The following is a 19,550-nucleotide window of genomic DNA, read 5'->3' as shown; positions in this document are numbered from 1 at the left end:
TTGTGCGGGAAAATCTGAGCCCGCCAGGTTTCTACAACTCATCCATCCAGTTTCGGTTCTTGTTCTGCTCGGCCAAAAACTCTTCGAGGGTGTAGTCCTCGTCTGCTAACGGGCGGATGGCTGGTACTTGTCGCACAGGTTCGGGTTTTATCTCAGTCGTCTCATCACTGCTGGCCGTCTGTGGCATGAGGTTGATACCAAACGGGTTGCCGACAGGTTTTTTGCCCGGTGTGGCGGAGGTAATCGGAATAATCGTCGCTTGATCCTGACGGCGCATGGGCATGACCACGCTGGTGTCCGCATTCAGGTAACTGGCCATTGTGGCCAGGGCGATGCCCACAAACGGTGACGCAGAACCGGTGTCGCCCAGGCGCTGGGTCAGGTCGTAGCTTTCGCGCGAATCGAGCAGGTCCAGAGAACTGTGGGCGGCGTGCAATGCCGGGGACAGCTCGGCAATGGGTCTGCTGTTCAATCCACCGTCATAAAACAGCCGCGCAGGTTTGGGGACGAGTGCGTCTGTGGCTTTATTCCATCCGGCAGCCAATTGCGCTGAGAGTGCTTCGCGCTTCAGGCGCTCGCCGTTATCGGGTCGCTTGAGTGAGACCGTCACAGGGCGATGAATTTTGGCCAGAACCTGCATGGCATCCCATTGCTCAAAAGCGCGCTGAGTCCAGGGTTGCGGGATGAATTCGGAGGGTTGGAACTCAACCGGTGGTTTACGCCAGCCCCAGCCACGGAACTCGGGATCGATCTTGTTATCGTTGACCTTGGCGTATTGCGCGTAGTAACGCAGCCACTCGACACGCTCAGGGCGGCCTACGACCAGGGCAACCATGGCGTCTGTTAATTTGTCTGTTTGCCGTGGGCCGGATGTCGCGCCTAAAGAACGCAACGAAATATCTTTGGTCGATAATGCCCCAGCCATGCTAATGCCTTCATTTACATAAATTAATAAAGCTGGTAAATCAGGGTGTTGTTCAAATAACTGGAAAACATATTCCACGGCACCTTCTGGTGTGTCATTACAAATAATGCCATTTTGCATATTCCGTATTCGATGCCAATGTAGACCCGCCGGAATTCGCATATCATTTACCATTACATTCAAACTCTCTTGTGTTTCCCCGGGTGTAAACCGCAGGTTCGGTGTGGTTGGATTCCAACCACGCACAATAGTAATCGTCGGAATGGGCCATTTCTCTAAGAAGTTGCGCAAGCCCAGTTCCAGTGCGTCAGCCTCGCGCTTTGCAGAGGCCATGTCTTTGTCATCGGCAGTTGTTGGGTATTGCATAGGGTCCATCGGTAGAATACTTCCGGTGTGCAAAGATTCATGCTGGTTTTTGCTTTGCGCCTCTAATTCTTCCCACGTTTTCCCTTGGCGGAAAACGTCGACACTGAGTCCAAGGCTGAGCACATCTAAAGTATCTAACTTCTGAGATCTCAAAGGGGCGCGATAGCGAGTATCTGTGGGCATAATGGGTATCTTCTTAGCAGATATATAGGGCTTTACTGATGTTTCAGGACTTAGAAAGCACTTCGTCGTTTTTACCGAGTCAGATGCAACCGCCTGAGTAGAGTGCACTGCCCATAAGATGAAATAGATAATCAAACTTGTGGTGAGTAATCGCATCAATAATGACCTCCAAACCTGATGGGAAGCCCCGCTTTACGCTCATCCAAGGATTGGAGGGCAATAGCTGATGGAATGTTGTTATCAACCCTCGTCGTGAGAACTCCAGTTATGCGGTACAAGATGGTATCGTTAATCAGACCACGGTTTAGCTCATTTTCAACCCGATAAAGGTCCTGAAGTTCTTCGTCTGGCTGATCAGTTTCAGCATCTCCACTGCTAAAAATTTTCCCTCGCGTATTTTTCCAATCAATCCGCCAATCCGCGACACGGCACAAGTATTCATAAAAGGGCATGTCATCAACGCTTTCGCCCGCCCCGATAGCAATGTCGTACGCCAAGACTTCCCTGCTGTGCTCAGCGTTGTTGGGGATTGATGAGTGAAAAGATAAAGCCTCCTGATATGCTTCACTTTGATACCGCAAACGGGCTTCGTAGGGTGTTTCTCCACGGGTAATCAATACCTCACCACTCGTGATGGGCCGTACAGTGAACACATGGGCCTGTTGAGCTGTTTCTTTATCTTCATTGCGCGACCTTTCTACACTTTTTACATCACGCCCATATTTAAATGCTGTTGCTTCATCGAGGTGTTCATGCCGGGCATAACGTGTGTCAGTGGAGTTCCACCCCTTATTACTCACCGCGATTGCTGCATCGATTGGATCAAGTTTATCTTTTACCTGATAAACCCCGCTGGGTGAGTCTTCTCCTGGACTCATTATGCTGCCTTCGTTTGAGAAAACAGCCTTTGCCGGCACGGGTAATTGAGCAGCGGTTAATACCACTCGCTCCCCTTTATCAAAGCTGGCCTTTTCCAGGATTCTGCTTTTAAGCCCGAGCCCAGTGTCTTCCCATGTCTTTTCGCCCGGCAGTATCAGTGGGTAAATATAAGGTGGGGTATGTAAGCCGATGTCTTCTTTCTGCCCGTCACGTTTACGTAAAGTAAATACCCTCTGGTGAAAACGTGGCGTCAAAATCGTACGCGCTGGCTGTTTGTTGACACTGTCCCCAATCCCTCGCCAACCCATACCTTGCACATTGCCCAAGCCGACAGTCTGATCCTGAGGGGTGAAATACAAAAAAGTACAACCCCGATTATCTCGCTCATTGAAAACTACTTTTTTGCCTCTAATATTGGTCTCACTTCCTGCTCCCCCGGTCCAGCCCGGCCCGCCAATAGCTCCATATCCCGAGCAGTTTTTTAATGCAACACTCGATAGAGCTGGCGAGGGATTAGGCGAGGTAGCGATGAAATCAAGAATGCCTTTTAACGTAGCAATGCGCGCAGCGGTCGTTTGTTGCTGACGGGTCTGAAAGGACTCAGTAAACGGCTCAAACAAACTATAAGGCGAATTGAGCATGACCACTCCGTCAGCGGCCTTCACGCCTTCGTCTTTTAAAAATGCATGCGCCAATAATGTAAGTAATGTGCCCTGGCTATGACCCACGATGTTAATAGTGTCATTGGGATAACGCTGTCGAATGATCTTGATCAGCATCGCCAAACGCATGGCGGCCAATATCATGTAACGACGACCAGGTGCAGAAAATAGAGGGTGCGTCGTTGAACCGCCGATTTTATCGATGGGAATAAAACCAAATAGCATACCGTTGAAACCTTTACCCCACATGTCGGGCAGATTGGTAGTGGCATTTGCGAATTGCCCACCCTCTTTCGTACCGGTTTTATCCAGCCTGTTGTTGTTGCGATCCAGCCACTCACCATGCGGTTCGTGTTTTTTAATGCTTGCCTCTTCTTCGCGAAACCCCCAATAAAAAGGCACTACTACACTGCGTGTCGCGCTTCCATCGTTTGATGCACTGAATTTGCGTCGGTAGTACACCGCGTCAGGGTCAGACGCTTTGCCATCATCTTCGAGAGGCAAGCTATAAGCGGCAGCAGTTAAAAATCCAGGGTTGTTCGCTCCACCCGGTAATGTTTGCGGCATATCGAGGCGTTCGTTCAAACCGGCACACAGACCGTTCTCGATATGTGCATAACACCCCGCCAGGTCGTTAACCCCATGCACGAGGATCGTCACGCAGGGCTTGGGCGGCGGTGCAATCAAATGCACATCACCGCCGCCGGGCAAGGTGATGGCTTTGGCTGAAACGATAGTCCTCATGTGAGCGGCTTCGCCCATGGGTGTGCTCCTTGCTGGTGATTAACCACGTCCGTTGTGTCAATAAGACTCATGACTCTGCCTTGGGTTGCATCATGCGTACGTTGGCAATGTTCATCGCATCTTTTTGCAACAGATCCGTGGCGCCTGTCGCATCAGTGATGCCTTCAATAATCTCGCCATTGCCCAATGTGATTTTGTAGGGCACGTTGGCCATCGCGGTGGCGCCATCAATTTGTTTGAGCATGAAGCGCCGCTGGGTGTCCCCTACTTTGAACGCTGGCAACTCGGCTTCCAGGCTAGTGCCACCGATATGACTGTGTTTGGCTGCCTTTACCGTGAAATTACCCGGCATGCCCAATTCGATATTGCCGCCTTTGAGGGTGATGTATGCACCTCCGCACATGAGGGTGATGTGCTCTTTAGCCGATACCAGTACATGCTGGTTGCTCGCGGTGACTTCCACACTTTGGTCCGCCTCCAGCCGAATATTGTTTTTTTGCGCCTGCAACAGTAGCAGGCCCTGATGGGTGATGTGGCGCATCACACCACTTTGCGCAAATAACCCCACATCGGTGCCTGCGTTAACCACAAACTTTTGTCCTGAAGTGAGCTGCTGATTTTCCATGGCCACGCTATCGATGTGCTCGCCCGCAGCCACGGTAATGCTGCCAGGTGATGTGACTGCAACACCGGCTTGACCACTCAGCGCTATTGCGGGGTTGCCGCCATTGGGCTTGTCCGGTTCGTTGTTGGCGCCATGGCCCAAATCGCGCACTGCTTCACTGAGTGTTTTTTGCGGATCGGTGTCATGGTCGATACCTTGGTTATCGACGGCATAGTCTCCCAAGCCCTTGGCCAGTTGCAGTGCCGCTTCGAGTACTTGCACCACGGTGCCACGGTCAAGATGGCCACCACCAGCCTCCAGTTGCGCCTCCGTACTGAGCAGCAAACCCCTGGCCGCCCGTAGCGCACCTTTCTCATCCGTGCGCAGTTCAAAACCTTCACCCCGAGGGGCGCCCCCCTCGGGCCGTGGATGGGTCAAGTAGCCCAAGTGCAAAGCGGTGCTGCCATGGTCGCTCATCAACGCTGCACTGATCTCTTTAGTGGTGTCGTCAATGCGAAGCTCATTGGCCCGCCCACCTTTGTATTCTTTACTTTTGATGGTACTGAGGGTTTTGAGGTTCGGTAGCGGGTACGGCGGCATGTTTGTCGCGCGGTAAGTGCGACCGGTGATGATCGGCTGATCGCAATCGCCATCCAGGTAATCAACGATGACTTCCTGGCCAATTCGCGGGATCGCCATATGGCCCCACTCTGCCCCGGCCCAGTTCTGCGCTACGCGAATCCAGCAGGAGCTGAAGTCATTGTCTTTGCCTTCACGGTCCCACGGGAATTGAACCTTTACCCGGCCATATTCATCGGTGTAGATCTCTTCACCGTCAGGTCCCACCACGCTGGCTATTTGCGGGCCCTCAACTCGCGGTCTGGGCAATGGTGATGATCGCCATTCCACTGACTCCGGAATGATCTGGGCAGTGAAGTCATAACTTACGCCCATGTCAGCATCTGCGGATTCTTCTTCCTGACTGGCGTGTTGTATCCCACGGTGGGTAATGCGCACTGAGCGCCACCACTGGTTGAAATCCTCGCGTGGATGGCCGCGTAGCTGAAATGAAAACCCCGGAATCAAGCGTGGATCATCGCCTTGCACCACGGCCACTTGAACATCGCGACGGTAACCGCGCAGGCGGTCCTGGGTGAACGGTTTACCGGCGGTGCTGGCTTTGTAACGGCCCGGGTATTCGTAGCGTTCATAGGGCAAGGATTGACGCTGCATGTCTTCGCCTACCGCATGCTGTTGCAAGTCGAATGCAGGACGTTTAAACGTGTAGTCGCGCTCGGTGTGCTCAACCGTGCGCACGTTTTCGGTGTAGCTGAAAGCGTACAACACAGGTTGGGTGGCATCAGCCGCCGGTTGCGAGGTGTAAAGCACCGGCCCGCCCGCAATGCGCTCCTGCACATACAATTTGTCGCCTTGAATCAGGGTGTGGGCGCTGTCGTTGTGTTTGAAAAAGTAGAACAGCCCCTCTTCGGACGAAAGGCGATCAAAGAAGTAGAGGTCGGTGTCACCCGCCTGAACGCAATATTCACGCGGTAAATGCTCAGTATTGATGCGTGTTTCATATTCAAGAATGCCGTGTTCACTCAGCACCGATTTAATGATCTCGGGAACATTTTTTTGCTGATAGATGCGCCAGTCGCTATTCAAACCCAACCGCGCAAGCTGTGGCTCAACCACCAAGCTGTAGCGCGTGCGGCGAAAGCCGGTTTTGCCTTGGGTGAAGCTTGAAACCAGGCCGTGAACGTAGCGTACCGCCGTGGAGCCAGCCCACAGTGTGAGCAACGCGGGCTGATCCAGTATCTGGGCAAACTCTATGGCGGGGTTATCACTGGCCAGTTGCAGAGTCAGGCGAAAAGGCTCGCTGATAGCCTCCTCCAACGTGAACTCTACTACCTCGAATTGCGCCCGACTGGTCAGTACGCTGAAGGTGAACTTCAAATCCCTTTGACGCATTTAACTGTTCCTTAGTCAAAAGAGTGGGCATTTGCGACGGGTAAAAAACGCTGGAAGGTGAGCAGCCCCGGACAGTTGACTGTCCGGGGCTTTAACGCGCTCGCGCAGCCTTAGCCCGCGACCGGAGTACGCCAGTCATCCGAACCGGACGTGCCGCACACTTCGTGGGTCCAGGTGATTTTGCGGTAGGTGAATTCCACGTCTTCCAGGTGCGTGAAGTGCGAATTCGACGGGTCCTGGCAGTTGTGCATGTAGTCCTTGATGTCGACGATGATCGCGTCTTCAAGTTTGGTGGTGAAGTAATGCTCTTGGGTACCGGCAGCCGAGGTGCGGAACCACTGGATTTCGATCTCGGTCAGGCGCTCGCCAGAGGTCAGCGCAGCCAGCAGCAGCGGCGAGGACTTGTCGAACACCTTGGTGATTTTTACCGGTTTGTGAACGCGTTGGCCGGTCGGTTGGCCGGATTGCGGGTCACGAGGAATGATCACTTCGTGGCTGAAGCCCTGAACCATGACCTGGTCTTCATGACCTTCCTGATAGGTATTGCCCACTGAGTCCGCGGTAAACGCACCGGCAGTGATCAGACCCTGTTTGGTGCCCGTGATGGACATATACGCTGGCGTCGCCATGGATGCTCTCCTTGCTGAAAAAAAGGACTTGAAAGGCCCAAATGCCGTTCAAGTGCCGATAGAGACAGTCAAGGTTCATGCCAAAGCTAATAAAAACCATGCTAATCAATGAGATAACAGGTTTAAGTCAATCGGAACGATGATTTCCACGTAAGAAACATCGACAAAGTGCGCAAGAAGTTGCGCAGTGCTGCGCAACTTCTTGCGCACTCCTCTACAGCTCACGTCTTATGAGCGCTGTGGTGATGTATGCACAGGGTTATCCACATTCGAGTGCGCAACTTCTTGCGCATCATGGCTATATGCTACTTTTCGCAACCACCTCGTTATATCTCACACCTGACGTCAGTATCGCTGATACGAAAGAGAGCCCTTTTACAGGATCACCCTTTCGATTTTCGGGGCTTTAATCGGGCGTTTTGAGTTCAATGAACCGGCGGGAAATCGACTCAAGCAAATCCTTGTCGGTGACCGGATCCAGCCCTGAATAAGGACGCCCATTGTAGTCGCCCACATAGCTCAGAACAGACAAAAGCTCCCCCTTTTCACGATAGATCTTACGTATCAACAGGCACTCCTGATCCTTCTCATTGGGGTTGCGCAGGGCGTAATGAACGGCTAAAGCCGCCCCAAACTCAAGGGATGGAGTGGGTATCCCGTGTTTGCGGGCCAGATCAATGCTGCGAAAGATGCGTTCGTGACGTTGCAACTTGCGCAGTGGGTCTCGTGCTACGCGGGCACAGGGATCTTTGAAGGAGGTGGCACAGCGCTTGAGGAAAACCTGCGAGAAATCTTCGACAGCATCAGCCGCTTCCGGGTTTTGCGCGATTAATGCCGGACCGACCTCTTCGCGGATTAGTCGATGGGCCAGCGCGCTGACCCGTGTATCGCCCATCCCCTGCCCCAGCCAGGTATGCCCCAGCAGGCTGGCGTACCAGGCGATCACGGCATGCGGGCCATTCCACAGCAAATTTTTGATCACTTGGGTCTGGGTAATGTCTGCAACTGTCTTGACCTGGCGCAGACGCTCAAGCAAATGGCCGCAGCGTTCGGCGTACAGCGGCATGTCCGGTTCGCTATTGAACAGGATCAGATGCAACTGGCTAAGCGCCTGACTGGATTGGGCATATGGCCGGAAGCGGCTGATCAGTTGCTCATAGTCAGGCGCTCGTTTTTTCGAGGTCGTGGTCGGTGTGCGGCTCTCTTCACTCAAGGTGTTTTCGAACATTTTCGACTTGATCCGTAACTGTCGCAGCAACGCGTCGGTGGACAGTTTGGACACGATGCGACTGACCACGGTTTCTGCAAAATACGTATTGTCGAGGATGCGCTGACACAGTTGCGGCGAGGCCAGGCGGCGTAAATGCGCTTCAACTTGCTCGCGCACGAATGCAGCGCCGCCGACCTTGTTCAAAACAATCAATAGGGTGAGTACCCGGCTTCTGCGTTCGAAACGACGAATCAAGCCTTGGGCAATCACGCCCGCTTGCTTGCGGATCGCAGACTCGGGAAGGCTCAGGCCAACGATTTCGGCCACGTCGTACATGCGAATGACGGCTTGCTCGTCATCCATGTCGATCATGTTCATGTTTTCGATGGTTTGATCAAACGAGGTGGCGCCGTAGCGCACGCTGTAGCGACCGAACGCCTGGATGGTTTCGCGCAGCATCGGCGAGCGGGTCGCAGCAATGATTTCGCAAGGTCGGGTGTAACCATCCCAGTGCGAGAAAATTTGCGCCAGGTAACCACCACCCATCGCCCCGAAACCGTGGATGCCGACGCTGAACTGGTTGAGGGCCTGTGGAAACGGCTCGGTCAATTCAGGCACACCCAAGTGAGGCATGCAGTCGCTCAAGTCCGCCAAAAATTCGCTCATGCTGGTATAGGCCTGCAACGCACCCGCTTTGACTTCTGGCGCCGGGGGCTTGATGTCTTCGATCAGAATGGGTTGCCCGTTCGCGCGGATCGCTGACAGCAACCCGTTTTCAGAGTCTTCAAGCATCAGGCAGTGTTCGGGCAGGCAGTTCAGCGCGCTGGCCGCGTTGAGGAAGATTTCGGGATGCGGCTTGCCTTGCTCCACTTCATCACCACACACCGTGATGTCGAAGTACTTGAGCACGTTGGCGTTGATCAAATATTCCTCGGCAATCGCGCGTCGGCTGGAGGTGGCCACGGCCATGGTCAGGCCACAGCGGCGCAGACGCTCGAGCACGTCGAGCAAGCCGTCTTTGATGGGCACGCCTTGATTGCGCACATGCGCCAGCTCAAGCTCGTCTGCCCGTTGCCTGACTTGGGCGTAGGGAAAGTCTTCGCCGTGATTGGCTTTGGCCAGCGCTTCAGCGCGTTTGGCACTTAAACCCAGTGAGCCGATCAGGGTTTCATCACTCAGCGGGCTGCCGAAAATCTCCATCGCCGCTTGCTTCAAGGTCTTGAAGCGTAAACGCTCGGTGTCAAACATCGTGCCGTCCATATCGAAGATGGCGCTAAGGATGCGTTTGCCCTGGAAATAGATCATTGGGGGTGTAACTCCTTGTACTGCTCGCGCCAGTGGAAATGTTTGGCAGGCGCGTGGAAAGAGGATCGTCTCTGCACGCCGGACACGGAATTTAGCCGTCCGCCGGGTTCAGATCAGGCAATGAGGGTCAGATGAAGTGCCGAGAGGCAGCAGTGTTCAGTGGGTGTCAGGCGGGGGGACGTAGCAATGGCGCCAGTCGGCGCAGTTCCCAGAGAAACAGGGACGAAGATAAGGTAAGGCCATGAAGATCAGGAGTCGGGAAATGTACCCTGTAGCTGCGAATGCGCAGTGCTTGATGTGAGGCCCACAATTCGCAATCAGGGGTGCGGATCGTGAGCCGGATTGGCGATGGATACGTGTGCTTCCGTCCATAAGGTATGTTATTTCCTGTGTCCAAATAGGTCTCCTTTTTAGCTATAACGCATTAAAAGCGTCTAAATCAAGGTTCGCGGCAAAGAGCATGGCCACTAGCCGGTCTGCTGCGCGGGCAATGAGGACTTAATAAATAGCCCCGGTTTCAGGCTCAAGTGCTTGATCAGGGGGGCGATGCATCCTGTTGGGTCTTCCATTTACGGCGCGTGGCCCATACCGGTGAATTCAATCAATTTGGTCCACGGGATCATCTTCGCCGCCTGCATGGCTAATTTAATGGTTTGAGTACATTGCTGGCGGGCCCCGACAATCTCGCCACTGTGCCGGACTGCACCGCTGATGCGCTGACCGCCTTAGGCGGTGCGTGCGCGTAAGATCCCCGCTACCCGGCGTTTGAAGTGCATATGGCGTGGCGCGGAGCTCAAGACAACGATCCGGGGGCACGTTGGTTACGCTCCCGTATTCAGATGTTTTGGGCTATCCGGTTGGTTTGTCATGTCGAACGAAAATGGTGGGCACTTTTGACAGGTAAGCACTCGCAGGACAGACAGCTAAACGGAGCAGGAATAGCGTGTGCGAACGGGGGGCGAGATACGCCGCGGATATTAATCCTGACGTTTTGCCCGTGAGGGTCATGTCACCGTGATTAGCCATAACGTCCACTCTATGTCGGTGAGTGGGAAACCCTAATGACAAGAGGTTCTGGGATGCTGTAGGGCCTTTCTGAATATTTCTGCGCAAGTTCTGATTGTTCGCAGCAAACGATAAAGATTAATTGATAGCCCCCTAACAAAAAGCGCAGGCTAGAGGGCTTGCTCAGGGTTTATATCATTCTGGATGATAGTGACCTTCGCTGGGTTCGATTCGTGCGCCAGCATGCGCGCCAGCATTATCCGCCCCATCTCAATAGATTGGCGGACTCCCCTCTCATGGAACAGTCACTTAAACATTTGCGCTTCCCGCTCGCGGCCTTGGCCATCGTGGTGATGAGCGCATGCGGCAAAACTCCACAAGCGACTGCTCCAGCGCCTGCTGCAAAAGTCAGTGTGGCCAAAGTACTTGAACAGCCGGTCAATGAATGGGATGAGTTCACCGGGCGCCTTGAGGCCCCCGAAACCGTCGAGATTCGCCCGCGCGTGTCCGGGCAGATTGATCAGGTTGCTTTCACCGAAGGTGCTTTGGTGAAGAAAGGCGACCTGTTGTTCCAGATTGATCCGCGCCCGTTCCAGGCCCAAGTGCGTCGTCTTGAAGCTCAAGTGCAGCAGGCGCGCGCCAATGCCACCCGCAGTCAGAACGAAGCACAGCGCGGTGAGCGCTTGCGTGAAAGCAATGCCATTTCGGCCGAGTTGGCCGAGTCGCGCACTACGGCTTCTGAGCAAGCCCGTGCCGGGGTTGCCGCGATTCAGGCGGAGCTGGACCTGGCCAAGCTCAACTTGAGCTTTACCCGTGTGACTTCCCCGATCAGCGGCCGCGTCAGCCGTGCTGAAATCACTGCCGGTAACATCGTGACGGCCGACGTCTCGCCACTGACCAGCGTGGTGTCCACTGACAAGGTCTACGCCTATTTCGATGCCGACGAGCGCGTCTTCCTCAAGTACACGCAACTGGCCCGTCAAGGCCAGCGCGGCCAGACCACGCCGGTGTACTTGGGGCTGTCGAACGAAGGCGGTCATCCACACCTGGGGCAAATGAACTTCGTCGACAACCAGGTCAATCCGAAAACCGGCACCATTCGCGGCCGCGCGGTGTTCGATAACGCTGATGGCAGCTTCACGCCGGGGCTGTATGCACGGCTGAAACTGGTGGGCAGCGGTACCTACTCTGCCGTCTTGATCAATGACGAAGCGGTGGGCACCGATTTGGGCAAAAAGTTCGTGCTGGTGATGGATGCTGACAATAAGTCGACCTACCGCGCGGTGGATCTGGGCCCAAAAATCGAGGGTCTGCGCATTGTTCGTAACGGTTTGAACAAAGACGACACGATCATCGTCAAGGGCTTGCAGAAAGTACGCCCCGGCTCGCCGGTGACACCTGAAGTCATCCCGATGGCCAACGAACAGACCCTCGCCGCACTGGCACAACAACGACAAGCCCTGGAAGCCAGCAACCTGCCGCCAATCAAGCCCGCCACTGGCGCTTCGAAACTGGCCAGTGTCGCGACTCCTCGTGGTTAAGGGACGATAACTCCGATGAATTTTTCCCAGTTCTTCATTCAGCGGCCCATTTTCGCGGCCGTACTTTCATTGTTGATCTTGATTGCGGGTGGCATTTCGCTGTTCCAATTGCCGATCAGCGAATACCCGGAAGTCGTACCGCCGACCGTGGTGGTGCGTGCCAACTTCCCCGGCGCCAACCCGAAAGTGATTGGCGATACCGTTGCCGCGCCGCTGGAACAAGCGATAACCGGCGTTGAAAACATGTTGTACATGTCTTCACAGTCCACCGCTGACGGTAAGATCACCCTGACCATCACCTTTGCGCTGGGCACTGACCTGGACAACGCTCAGGTGCAAGTGCAAAACCGTGTGACGCGCACGCAGCCCAAGCTGCCTGAGGAAGTCACGCGCATCGGCATTACCGTGGACAAGGCCTCGCCCGACCTGACGATGGTTGTGCACTTGACCTCTCCGGACCAGCGTTACGACATGCTGTACCTGTCTAACTACGCCATCCTCAACATCAAGGATGAGTTGGCACGGTTGAACGGGATCGGCGATGTGCAGATGTTCGGCATGGGCGACTACTCATTGCGGGTCTGGCTTGATCCGAACAAAACCGCTTCACGCAACCTGACCGCTACCGATGTGGTCACGGCCATTCGTGAGCAAAACCGTCAGGTTGCTGCCGGTGCCCTGGGCACCCCGCCAGCGCCGAATGCCACCAGCTTCCAGCTGTCGGTCAACACCCAGGGCCGTTTGGTCACTGAAGAAGAGTTTGAGAACATCATCATCCGTTCGGGTGACGATGGGCAGATCACGCGTTTGAAGGACATTGCACGGGTTGAGCTGGGCTCCAGTCAGTACGCCTTGCGTTCGTTGCTGAATAACCAACCGGCAGTGGCGATACCGATCTTCCAGCGCCCTGGTTCCAATGCGATCCAGATTTCCGATGACGTTCGCGCAAAAATGACCGAACTCAAGCAGAACTTCCCGCAAGGGATGGACTTCGACATCGTGTATGACCCGACCGTTTTCGTTCGTGGTTCGATCGAAGCCGTGGTGCATACCCTGTTTGAAGCCCTGATTCTGGTGGTACTGGTCGTTATCCTGTTTTTGCAAACCTGGCGCGCCTCGATCATTCCGCTAGTGGCCGTGCCAGTGTCGTTGATCGGTACGTTTGCCGTGATGCACATGTTCGGCTTCTCGCTCAACGCACTGTCGCTGTTCGGTCTGGTACTGGCCATCGGGATCGTGGTCGACGATGCGATTGTGGTGGTGGAGAACGTCGAGCGAAATATCGCGCTGGGACTCAACCCCGTAGATGCCACCAAGCGGGCGATGCGTGAAGTGACCGGCCCGATCATTGCCACGGCATTGGTGCTGTGTGCGGTGTTTATTCCGGCCGCCTTTATCTCGGGTCTGACCGGGCAGTTTTATAAGCAGTTCGCCCTGACCATTGCTATTTCCACGGTCATCTCGGCCTTCAACTCGCTGACGTTGTCCCCTGCACTGGCAGCGGTATTGCTGAAAGGCCATCACGCGCCGAAAGACCGTTTTACCCGTGTGCTGGATCGTCTGTTCGGTGGCTGGCTGTTCGGCCCGTTCAACCGTTTCTTCGTCAAGGCCAGTAACGGTTATGTCGGCACTGTGCGCCGTGTGATTCGTGGCAGCGGTATCGCCATGTTGCTGTACGCAGGCTTGATGGTGCTGACGTGGGCCGGTTTTGCCCATACGCCAACCGGCTTCGTACCACCGCAAGACAAGCAATACCTGGTGGCCTTCGCCCAATTGCCAGACGCCGCGAGCCTGGATCGTACTGAAGCCGTTATCAAGCGCATGTCCGAAATTGCGCTTAAACAACCGGGGGTTGCCAACTCGGTGGCCTTCCCTGGTCTGTCGATTAACGGTTTTACCAACAGCCCGAACAGCGGCATCGTGTTCACCCCGCTCAAGCCGTTTGATGAGCGCAAGGACCCAAGCCAGTCGGCTGCCGCCATTGCAGCCTCCTTGAACGCCCAGTTCGCGGACATTCAGGACGCTTACATCGCGATTTTCCCGCCACCTCCGGTACAAGGTCTGGGCACTATTGGCGGGTTCCGCCTGCAAATCGAAGACCGCGGCAATCTGGGTTATGACGAACTGTACAAAGAAGTACAGAACGTGATTGCCAAGAGCCATAACGTGCCAGAGCTGGCCGGGTTGTTCACCAGCTACCAAGTCAACGTGCCACAAGTTGATGCTGCGATTGATCGGGAAAAAGCCAAGACCCACGGCGTGGCCATCAACGACATCTTTGACACATTGCAGATCTATCTGGGTTCGCTGTATGCCAACGATTTCAACCGCTTCGGGCGCACTTATCAGGTCAACGTTCAAGCTGAGCAGCAGTTCCGCCTGGAGCCTGAGCAGATTGGCCAACTGAAAGTGCGCAACAACAAAGGCGAAATGATCCCGCTGGCAACCTTCATCAAGGTCAGCGACACCGCAGGCCCCGACCGCGTGATGCACTACAACGGCTTCGTCACTGCCGAAATCAATGGCGGCGCGGCACCGGGCTACAGCTCCGGGCAAGCAGAAGCGGCCATGGAGAAACTGCTCAAAGAAGAACTGCCTAACGGCATGACCTATGAGTGGACTGAACTGACGTATCAGCAAATCCTGTCGGGTAATACCGCACTGTTTGTGTTCCCGCTCTGCGTGCTGCTGGCGTTCCTGGTGCTGGCTGCGCAATACGAGAGCTGGAGCCTGCCACTGGCGGTCATCCTGATTGTGCCGATGACGCTGCTGTCGGCGATTACCGGGGTGATTATTTCGGGCGGTGACAACAACATCTTCACTCAGATCGGCTTGATCGTACTGGTGGGGTTGGCGTGCAAGAACGCGATTTTGATCGTCGAGTTCGCCAAGGACAAACAGGAAGAAGGCCTCGACCCGCTGGCGGCGGTGCTCGAAGCCTGCCGCCTGCGTCTGCGGCCGATCCTGATGACCTCGTTCGCGTTCATCATGGGTGTGGTGCCTCTGGTGCTCTCTAGCGGTGCGGGTGCTGAAATGCGTCACGCAATGGGTGTTGCGGTGTTCTCCGGCATGCTCGGTGTGACCTTCTTCGGCCTGCTGCTGACGCCAGTGTTCTATGTCTTGATTCGCCGCTATGTGGAGCGCAGTGAAGCGCGCAAAGCCGCCAAGCACTTGAAGTTGGAGCCGCAGCAATGAGCGTGAAAGCCTTCCTTCCAAGCCTGTTGGTACTGGCGTTGAGCGCCTGTGCCGTAGGCCCGGATTACCAAACGCCGAAGACTGTGCCGGCGCAGATCAGCGCCGAGACCCTTAAAGGCTTTGACCGTGCGCATTTTGAAGGGATCTGGTGGCAGCAGTTCGACGATCCAACCTTGAATGCATTGGTGTCTCAGTCGTTGGCCGGCAACCGTGAACTGCGCGTGGCGTTTGCCCGCTTGCGTGCAGCACGGGCCATTCGTGATGACGTCAGCAACGATGCGATGCCGACCATCACCAGCCGTGCCAGCAGTGACCTGGGCAAGGGGCAAATTCCAGGGCAGACCGAGAAGCGCGTCAACAGTGAGCGCTACGACCTGGGCCTGGACATGGCGTGGGAAATCGATCTGTTCGGGCGTATCCAGCGTCAATTGGAAGCCAGCGACGCTGACGAGCAAGCAGCGGCAGCGGATTTGTATCAGTTGCAAGTGACGATGATTGCTGAGTTGGTCGATGCCTATGGCGAACTGCGCGGCGCTCAATTGCGTGAACGCATTGCCTTGGACAACCTGAAAAACCAGCAGGAATCCAAAGCCATCACCGAAAGCCTGCGCGATGCTGGGGTGGGTGATGAGCTGGACGTGATGCGCGCGGATGCACGTCTGGCCGCCGTTGAAGCCAGCGTGCCGCAATTGCAGGCCGAACAGGCGCGTGAACGCAACCGCATCGCCACGTTGCTGGGCCAACGGCCAGAGCAACTGAGTGTGGATCTGAGCCCGGCCAAACTGCCTGCCATTGCTAAAGCGTTGAACATTGGCAACCCCGGCGATCTGCTGCAACGTCGTCCGGACATCATGAGCGCTGAACGTAAGTTGGCCGCCGCCACCGCCCGTATCGGCGTAGCCAAGGCGGATCTGTTTCCGCGGGTCAGCCTCAGCGGGTTCCTCGGCTTTGCCGCCGGACGTGGATCGCAAATCGGTTCGGCTGCTGCCAATGCCTGGGCCTTAGGCCCGCGTATCACTTGGCCTGCATTTGATTTGGGCAGTGTGCGCGCCCGCTTGCGCGGTGCGGATGCACAAGCCGATGGCGCCTTGGCCAGCTATGAGCAGCAAGTGTTGTTGGCGCTGGAAGAGTCGCAAAACGCGTTCACTGACTACGGCAAACGTCAGCAACGCTTGGTGTCGCTGATTCGACAAAGCGAGTCCAGTCGCACCGCGGCGGATTTGGCAGCCATTCGTTACCGTGAAGGCACCGTGGACTTTTTGGTGCTGCTCGATGCCCAGCGCGAACGACTGGCGGCCGAAGACAGCCAAGCGCAAGCCGAGGTTGAGTTGTATCGCGGCGTTGTGGCGATCTACAAAGCCCTGGGTGGCGGCTGGCAGGTCGAAACCCTGGCCAGTGCGCGCTAAGTTTCAACTGATTTAACGGCTCCTTTGGTTGGTCGCATCCAACCGTTTAGCCCCGCGTTCATTCGGTCGCGGGGCTTTTTTTTGCTTTCAAATCGCTGAAGCTCGGGCATAGGGCAGCAGTTGCACCCCCAGATACAGCGCCAACATGCCGTTCAGGCTCAGCGGATCGACTCCGCTCAACTCGGCAATGCGCTCCATGCGATAGCGCAGGCTGTTGCGATGAATACCCAGCGCATCGGCACAGGCCTGACTTTGACCGTCGTGCACACACCAACTGCGCAAGGTAGCAATCAATTGGCCGTTACTGTCTTTGGCCACCACCTTGTGCAACGGATTGAGCAACTCTTCCAGCGCATCGTCATTGCGATGGCGCCACAGCATGACGGGCAATCGATAGCGATCCAGACTCAGCAGCCGTGTGTCAGGTAATACATCGCGCCCATAGGCCAGCAAATCCCCGACCCGACGGTAGCAACGACGCAGCCCTTTGAGCGCATCGGCCTGGCCTCCAGCGGCAATGCGCAGCACGTTCCAGCCCTGGGTGTCGAGACGCTCCAACAGCCGCACATCATCCAGCGTGGTGGTGGCCGGCCGGCACCACAGTAGCGATGCGTTGGCCGGGCACACGCACCAGCTGTCCGGGTAACGTGACTGCAACCACGCGCCGAGGGCTTCGCCGGTGAGACCTTTGCCCAACTCAAACAGATACGGAATACGCGACAGTTGGGGTTTGAGACCTAACTGCTGAGCTTCATCGATCAAGCGCGGAGAATCGCCGCCTTCACTCAGCAACAAGGCCACCAAATCGTCGCAACGCTGGCGTCGCCATTGCTGCTCGGCCTGCTGATGACGCTGGCCCACCAGCATCTCGGCAGTCATGCGCACCAGCTCGGCGTAGGTGCGCAATAGTTCGGGTTCACCGGTCAGGCCGAGCACACCGATCAGGCGTTGATCGAGCAGCAAGGGCAGGTTAATGCCCGGCTGCACACCCTTGAGGCACTTGGCGGTGTGCGCATCGATCTCCACCACCCGTCCGTTGGCCAACACTAACTGCGCCCCTTCATGTCGGGTGTTGATACGCTCCGGCTCGCCACTGCCCAGGATCAGCCCCTGGCTGTCCATCACGTTAACGTTGTACGGCAAGATGGCCATCGCGCGATCCACGATGTCCTGCGCCAAATCATGATCCAGTTCAAACATAGGGTGACAATCCTTGGAAACATTTGTTCTTAGGCACAGCCTGAGCGCAAAAATGCTGTGCAATAGCACAAAGACAGCAACGTAAGGGTGACCGAGACTCAAGCAGCGACCAACGTTAACCTCGGATCGCAAAAAAACATAATAAAGAGAGACAAGAGATGTCACAGAGCGCCCCCGCTTCGCTGACCGGCGATGACGATAAAAACGCCATCTACAAGCGCATCACCCTGCGTTTGATCCCCTTCATTTTCATCTGCTATCTGTTCAATTACCTCGACCGGGTAAACGTTGGCTTTGCCAAATTACAGATGCTCGACGCGCTGAAATTCAGCGAAACCGTGTACGGCCTGGGTGCCGGGATCTTTTTCATCGGCTACGTGCTGTGCGGTGTGCCCAGTAATCTGGCGTTGACCAAGTTTGGCCCGCGACGCTGGATCGCCGTGATGATGGTCAGTTGGGGGCTGCTGTCCACCTGCCTGATGTTTGTCACCACGCCAACCCAGTTCTACACCCTGCGCCTGTTTACAGGTGCAGCTGAAGCCGGTTTCTTCCCCGGTGTGGTGCTGTATCTGTCGCAATGGTTCCCGACATTCCGTCGTGGCCGGATCATGGCACTGTTCATGTCGGCCATCCCGGTGTCGGGCCTGGTGGGCGGGCCTTTCTCGGGCTGGATCCTCAGCCACTTCGCGGCGGGCCAGGGTGGGCTTGCCGGCTGGCAGTGGATGTTCCTGTTGCAAGGTATTCCAACTGTAATCCTCGGTGGCTTGGCGATCTTTCTGCTCAATGACAGTTTCGCCAACGCCAAATGGCTCACGCCTCATGAGCGCGAAGTGCTCCAAGCCGATCATCGGCTGGACGCCGCGAACAAACCGCCTACCACCAGCGACTCACTGCTCGCGGTGTTCAAGAACCCCGCGATCTGGGCGTTTGGCCTGATCTACTTCTGCATTCAGAGCGGCGTGTACGCGATTAACTTTTGGCTGCCCTCGATCATCAAAAATTTGGGGTTCAGCGACACGTTGGTGATTGGGTGGTTGAGTGCCATCCCCTACCTGCTCGCCGCAGTGTTCATGCTGCTGGTGGGGCGTTCGGCCGACTTGCGCAAAGAACGCCGCTGGCACTTGGTGGTGCCGATGTTGATGGGCGCACTGGGGCTGATCATCGCCGTCAACTTTGCCACCCAACCGGCAATCGCCATTTTGGGGCTGACCATTGCCACAATGGGCGCCCTCACCGGCCTGCCGATGTTTTGGCCGGTGCCGACCGCCATGCTCAGTGCCGGTGCAGCGGCCGGGGGCTTGGCCCTGATCAACTCGATGGGGCAAATGGCCGGGTTCTTGAGCCCGTACCTGGTGGGGTTTGTGAAAGACACCACGGGTTCGACCGACGTCGCGCTCTATTTGCTGGCCGCCGTGATTGTGGGCGGCAGTGTGTTGGCGCTGCGCATGACGCGGGGGATGAACAACGCGTAATTGACTGGGCCATACGCACTTAAAAACGCTAGCCGTTGACGAGTAATGCAAGGCTACGGCCGGCGGCGTAGCCGTCAAAGCCCATCCGATGCGGTGTCTGACTGACACCCCGGTTATCGGGTTTACGAACGCTTCGCCATCGCAGGTCGCCTTCGGCAACGGCTATGCCACCCCGGACCATTTTTTTATGCATTTGCCCTAAGGGCTTCAGGGCCTCAAGCTACGCGCCTCTAACAATCAAAATGCGCGTGTA

General features: G+C 55.9%; 10 protein-coding genes and 1 pseudogene. 5 read left to right on the top strand and 6 right to left on the bottom strand.

Features of this window, described 5'->3' with window-relative positions:
- Positions 1-31 precede the first annotated feature (31 nt).
- The 5 genes from GYN01_RS11035 to mtlD all read right to left on the bottom strand — a co-directional run bounded on the left by GYN01_RS11035 (position 32) and on the right by mtlD (position 9,478).
- Positions 32-1,630, bottom strand: a complete 1,599-nt coding sequence (locus GYN01_RS11035; protein WP_420850414.1) for a type VI lipase adapter Tla3 domain-containing protein — start codon at positions 1,628-1,630, stop codon at positions 32-34.
- The gene (locus GYN01_RS11030) at positions 1,630-3,777 is read right to left on the bottom strand and encodes a T6SS effector phospholipase Tle3 domain-containing protein (RefSeq protein WP_203307051.1); all 2,148 of its coding nucleotides are present in this window, start codon (positions 3,775-3,777) and stop codon (positions 1,630-1,632) included. The genes GYN01_RS11035 and GYN01_RS11030 overlap by 1 nt, the downstream gene beginning before the upstream one ends.
- A gap of 49 nt (positions 3,778-3,826) precedes the next feature.
- Positions 3,827-6,334, bottom strand: a complete 2,508-nt coding sequence (locus GYN01_RS11025; protein ID WP_203307050.1) for a type VI secretion system Vgr family protein — start codon at positions 6,332-6,334, stop codon at positions 3,827-3,829.
- Between the two features lie 110 nt (positions 6,335-6,444).
- On the bottom strand, positions 6,445-6,963 hold the full coding sequence (locus tag GYN01_RS11020) for an Hcp family type VI secretion system effector (protein ID WP_203307049.1): 519 nt from the start codon (positions 6,961-6,963) through the stop codon (positions 6,445-6,447).
- Positions 6,964-7,369: 406 nt separating this feature from the next.
- Positions 7,370-9,478: a bifunctional mannitol-1-phosphate dehydrogenase/phosphatase gene (mtlD, locus tag GYN01_RS11015; protein ID WP_203307048.1), complete on the bottom strand. Its 2,109-nt coding sequence runs from the start codon at positions 9,476-9,478 to the stop codon at positions 7,370-7,372.
- A gap of 644 nt (positions 9,479-10,122) precedes the next feature.
- Between mtlD and GYN01_RS11010 the strand changes: the two are divergent.
- The 4 genes and pseudogenes from GYN01_RS11010 to GYN01_RS10995 form a co-directional block, all read left to right on the top strand.
- A pseudogene (locus GYN01_RS11010) lies at positions 10,123-10,326 on the top strand (LysR family transcriptional regulator); the annotation flags it as partial.
- Positions 10,327-10,779: 453 nt separating this feature from the next.
- Positions 10,780-12,024: a multidrug efflux RND transporter periplasmic adaptor subunit MexE gene (mexE, locus tag GYN01_RS11005; protein ID WP_048402343.1), complete on the top strand. Its 1,245-nt coding sequence runs from the start codon at positions 10,780-10,782 to the stop codon at positions 12,022-12,024.
- Between the two features lie 15 nt (positions 12,025-12,039).
- Positions 12,040-15,219 carry an efflux RND transporter permease subunit gene (locus tag GYN01_RS11000; protein WP_203307047.1) on the top strand — a complete coding sequence of 1,060 codons (3,180 nt, stop codon included), beginning with the start codon at positions 12,040-12,042 and terminating at the stop codon, positions 15,217-15,219.
- A complete protein-coding gene (locus GYN01_RS10995) occupies positions 15,216-16,625 on the top strand; it encodes an efflux transporter outer membrane subunit (RefSeq protein ID WP_203307046.1) in 1,410 nt (469 codons plus the stop codon). Before GYN01_RS11000 ends, GYN01_RS10995 begins: the two co-directional genes overlap by 4 nt.
- A gap of 87 nt (positions 16,626-16,712) precedes the next feature.
- Here the strand turns inward: GYN01_RS10995 and GYN01_RS10990 are convergent, their stop codons facing one another.
- Positions 16,713-17,825, bottom strand: a complete 1,113-nt coding sequence (locus tag GYN01_RS10990; protein WP_203307045.1) for a sugar diacid recognition domain-containing protein — start codon at positions 17,823-17,825, stop codon at positions 16,713-16,715.
- Between the two features lie 158 nt (positions 17,826-17,983).
- On the opposite strand from GYN01_RS10990, the gene GYN01_RS10985 reads away from it, so the two are divergent.
- The gene (locus GYN01_RS10985) at positions 17,984-19,297 is read left to right on the top strand and encodes an MFS transporter (RefSeq protein WP_203307044.1); all 1,314 of its coding nucleotides are present in this window, start codon (positions 17,984-17,986) and stop codon (positions 19,295-19,297) included.
- Positions 19,298-19,550 lie beyond the last annotated feature (253 nt).

It is taken from the genome of Pseudomonas weihenstephanensis, from assembly GCF_016812185.1.
Classification (GTDB): Bacteria; Pseudomonadota; Gammaproteobacteria; order Pseudomonadales; family Pseudomonadaceae; genus Aquipseudomonas; species Aquipseudomonas weihenstephanensis.
The sequence above is the reverse complement of the archived record's forward strand: the minus strand, read 5'-3'. Positions and strand labels throughout refer to the sequence as shown.

Excerpts from the sequence above, each read along its gene's own strand:
- GYN01_RS11035 (WP_420850414.1), bottom strand. The coding sequence starts at position 1,630 with ATGCGATTACTCACCACAAGTTTGATTATCTATTTCATCTTATGGGCA.
- GYN01_RS11030 (WP_203307051.1), bottom strand. The coding sequence starts at position 3,777 with ATGGGCGAAGCCGCTCACATGAGGACTATCGTTTCAGCCAAAGCCATC.
- GYN01_RS11025 (WP_203307050.1), bottom strand. The coding sequence starts at position 6,334 with ATGCGTCAAAGGGATTTGAAGTTCACCTTCAGCGTACTGACCAGTCGG.
- GYN01_RS11020 (WP_203307049.1), bottom strand. The coding sequence starts at position 6,963 with ATGGCGACGCCAGCGTATATGTCCATCACGGGCACCAAACAGGGTCTG.
- mtlD (WP_203307048.1), bottom strand. The coding sequence starts at position 9,478 with ATGATCTATTTCCAGGGCAAACGCATCCTTAGCGCCATCTTCGATATG.
- mexE (WP_048402343.1), top strand. The coding sequence starts at position 10,780 with ATGGAACAGTCACTTAAACATTTGCGCTTCCCGCTCGCGGCCTTGGCC.
- GYN01_RS11000 (WP_203307047.1), top strand. The coding sequence starts at position 12,040 with ATGAATTTTTCCCAGTTCTTCATTCAGCGGCCCATTTTCGCGGCCGTA.
- GYN01_RS10995 (WP_203307046.1), top strand. The coding sequence starts at position 15,216 with ATGAGCGTGAAAGCCTTCCTTCCAAGCCTGTTGGTACTGGCGTTGAGC.
- GYN01_RS10990 (WP_203307045.1), bottom strand. The coding sequence starts at position 17,825 with ATGTTTGAACTGGATCATGATTTGGCGCAGGACATCGTGGATCGCGCG.
- GYN01_RS10985 (WP_203307044.1), top strand. The coding sequence starts at position 17,984 with ATGTCACAGAGCGCCCCCGCTTCGCTGACCGGCGATGACGATAAAAAC.